This is a genomic window from Desulfocastanea catecholica, from assembly GCF_054657295.1.
In genome coordinates this window covers 1-3,519 of sequence record NZ_BAAHYZ010000080.1, presented here as the reverse complement: position 1 = coordinate 3,519, position 3,519 = coordinate 1, and the positions used below count along the sequence as shown (strand labels likewise).

Here is a 3,519-nt window from a genome sequence, read left to right as displayed (position 1 = left end):
ACCCCCCCCCCCCCCCCCCCCCCCCCCCCCCCCCCCCCCCCCCCCCCCCCCCCCCCCCCCCCCCCCCCCCCCCCCCGCTCCGGTGTTGTACATCACGGTCAGCAATACACGATCTCGTATCCCGCTCCACGTGTCCAAATCGGGAGCGTCCAGCAGGGTGTCGACCTCCTCAGTCGTCAGGAAAGTGAGCAACCGACGGTCGGCCCGCTTCTGCGGAATGGCCATGATGGGGTGCAGGTCGGTGGTCCAAAGCGGTTCCATCATCAATAGGTAGCGCACGAATGCGCGGATGGCCGTCAGTCGTGCATTGCGGGTTCGGGGCCCGTTGCCTCGCGTGGTCTCTGCATCATCCAGGAAGTCGAGAACGTTCTCCACGGAGAGGTGTTCGAGGCAGACCTTCGATGGTTCAGTGTGCTTCTTGTCTCTGATGTAGAGCAGGTAGAGCCGGAGGCCGTCTCGGTATGAGGCGATGGTGTCAGGACTGCACAGCCGCTGATTCGGTAGATATTGTGCGAAGAACCGTTTCATGTATGCGGGTATGTCTGTCGGCGTTGTTCTCATTGGTCGTCTCCATTCCTGTATATGTGCCCGAGGAGGCGTTTGGTGCATTCTTCGAAGAGCGCGGGGACCGCCGTCAGGTAGTAGTACGTTGCGGCCAGGTTCGCATGCCCGAGATACCGGGCCAGATCCTGCACGGCCGCGTCGATGTCCAGTCCGTCACGGTACGCACGCAGCAGGTGGTTGCAGGCGAACGTGTGCCTTAAGTCGTGGATGCGCGGTGAGTGACCCTTAGCAGTGCCTTCCAGCCCGGTTCGGGTGCGGATCTGAGCGAAAGCCCATTGGAACGAGCTGTAGCACAGCCTCCCGCCCCTGGCCGACACGAAGAAGGCCGAGTGGGGCCCCCCCGGCCCAAAGCGTTCGTCGCGAGCCTGTTGGTACTCCTGGAGGCGGCGCGCAGTGCAAGCGGTAATCGGCACCAGGCGTAATGCCAGGTTCTTGCTGTTGCGGACGTTGATTAGTCTTTCTTCGAAGTCCACATCGGCATTGTCAAGCGCCAGGGTTTCGCCGACACGCATCCCGGTACAGGCAAGCAGACCGATCAGCGTGGCATTCCGTAGTTGGTTGGTCAGCCCATTGCTTGTCACGCGCTCCCGTGCCGTCTGCATCAGGGTAACGACTTCCTCGGGGGTATAGATATACGGCTCGATCCGCGATACACTTGCACCGAGAATACCTGTGGGCGGGACTTGGGTGGCGGGTTCGCTGACGGCAAGGTAGCGAGCGAAGCTGCGCAGTACGTTGAGGCGTTTCGCGTAGTAGGCCCGGCTCCCTGTTCCAGGGGCAGTCGCCCATTCCAGAGCCAGCTTGATGGTCAACGGTTCACATGGTGCATGCCGGTCGACGTAAGCCGCAAAGGAGCGCAACAGGAATTCCTCCGTCCGGAACACGCAGCCCAGATTGCGCTTGTGCACGATGTAGCGGTCGACAGTCGTCTGCATTGAGGTGTCAGTGTTCACATCGCACCTCCCGGCCAAGGCTGGGCAACGCGACGCAGCGCGGGAAGGTCAACCTGAGCGTAGATCGCAGTCGTCTGCACGGCGCAGTGTCCGAGCACGTCGGCGATGCTCTTCAGAGGAACGCCCTCCTGTTTCATCCGTGTGGCTGCTGTATGTCGGAGGATGTGGGTGCCGTTGAACTGCTCCGCCAGCCCGGCCAACTCCCATGCATGACGTATGGAGGATTTTAGCGCATGGGTGGTAGCGGGGACCCACTCCGGCTTGGCTCGTTGTAGGAACAAGGCCCGACTTTTCGATGCAGGCCGACCATGCCGTAGGTAATCGGCCAAGGCCTCACCGAGGCGTACCGGCAACGGCAACCAGTAAGGACAGCGCTGCTTGTGGTTGGCCACCCGAACCGTCCCGGCCCGCCAGTCGATGTCGTCCAGAGTCAGTCGGGCCACATCGCCCACGCGGATGCCCAAATCCGCCAGGAACAGGATCACGGCGTAGGTCCGCTTGCCGATGTCAGTATCACAGTCGATGCCTGCCAAGAGCTGCGACAGGTCATTCTGGGATACGATCCTCGGTGATGGGGCCGGTCGTGGCGCGGGCATCATCGGCACAGCAGCTCTGAGCCCCTCGACCGCCAACCCGTGCATTTTCGCGAACCGCAAGTAACTCCGCAGTACCGAGCAGAACGCCCGGGTTCGGCAGTTCTTCGGCGTTGGCGGCAGTGCATCCAGATAGGTATGGACACGCCCCGAGGTGAGAGTTGAAAGATCGACAGCACCGTCGGCGAAACAGGCCAAGAGGAACTCCTGCAGCTGACGCCCGTGCTGTTCAACGGTCCCCGCCGCGAACCCGCGATCCCGATGTAGATAGACTTGGTAGGCAGTGACTTCGACCTGTACCGGGGGCAGCTTCTCAGGATGAGGGTGGCGTTCATGGATAAGCCGTAGCGCAAACCGAATAGCGGTACGCCTCGGTCCCCTGGATGTCATCCCAGGGGGCGCCTCGGGACGGTTTGGGGACACGTACTGCGCCAGGAACGCCTCCCCATGCATCGTGCTGGCCGCATCCACGGCGGTCCCCCTGGCAGCCAGCCAGTCCCCGAACCGAGACATGAGCAGCAACGAGTGCTGCACATACCTCAGGCTATGGCCATCGCGATGGTAACGAACCGCTGCCTCCTCGACGACCCACCCAAGGTGGTTCTCACGCAGCGCCTCCCTCTGTTCTGTCTTTCGAAAATAGTGTTCCAACATGTGGGTCTCTCCCAATAGAGGGTGAAATGGGCGAGTCCGAGTGACTCCCCCCAACCCACAATAATATGCGCAGTTGTCCATCCTGCCTGCACACCCACAGCCCCTTCCTGTAAGCATGTTGGAAAAGCCGTCTCCGCTCTACACTCTGCATATTCTGGATGTCCGCATAGTCAATTTTCCACCTGGCGCGGGCGCCTCGCATAAAATGAAAGACGTTGTCCTCGTTGATGGTCAAATCGGTAATCCAGGTGAAATGCTGCGTCTTATCGGTCTTACTGTTTTCTTCCCAATACTCCACAAAGGTGACTTTTTTCTGCTGATGGGTCTTGTTGAGTGGTGCATTGTAAACAATACGAAAACAATGGGTTAGATATGGTTTGTCCGGTTTCGTTATAGCCAGTTCCGTTACATCACCATTGGCCTCGGCAGTGTCTACGTACTGGAAAAGAAATTTGTGGTCACCCGGTTTTACACCCAGGATATAGTGGAGGTTATAGGCCTCAAGATCTTCAATATGGGGTCCGTTAGAACTGAGACCATCCTCGTTGACGATGAACTGGAGATGGGGATGGTCCTGACGCAGTTTACCGAGAAAACGTCTTACGGCATTACGTTCACAGTCCATTTTCGTCTCGCCGTCCTGTTTTTTAATGGTTTCAGGGGGGAGAACAATCACTTCCTTGTGATCAGGACTGACAACAGCAGCGCCGACCGTTTGCAGATAATAGGTAACTTTGCCGGTTTTTTTATTTCTT

3 protein-coding genes and 1 pseudogene are annotated in these 3,519 nt (G+C 59.0%); all 4 read right to left on the bottom strand.

Annotated elements, in window-relative coordinates:
- Window positions 1-561 (bottom strand): tyrosine-type recombinase/integrase (locus ACYQ8U_RS22775; RefSeq protein WP_459947855.1); only part of this gene is annotated, 561 nt, incomplete at its 3' end.
- On the bottom strand, window positions 558-1,517 hold the full coding sequence (locus ACYQ8U_RS22770; RefSeq protein ID WP_459947854.1) for a tyrosine-type recombinase/integrase: 960 nt from the start codon (window positions 1,515-1,517) through the stop codon (window positions 558-560). The genes ACYQ8U_RS22775 and ACYQ8U_RS22770, both read right to left, overlap by 4 nt.
- Window positions 1,514-2,764, bottom strand: a complete 1,251-nt coding sequence (locus ACYQ8U_RS22765) for a tyrosine-type recombinase/integrase (protein ID WP_459947853.1) — start codon at window positions 2,762-2,764, stop codon at window positions 1,514-1,516. Before ACYQ8U_RS22765 ends, ACYQ8U_RS22770 begins: the two co-directional genes overlap by 4 nt.
- A pseudogene (locus tag ACYQ8U_RS22760) lies at window positions 2,715-3,519 on the bottom strand (hypothetical protein); the annotation flags it as partial. The pseudogene ACYQ8U_RS22760 and the gene ACYQ8U_RS22765, both read right to left, overlap by 50 nt.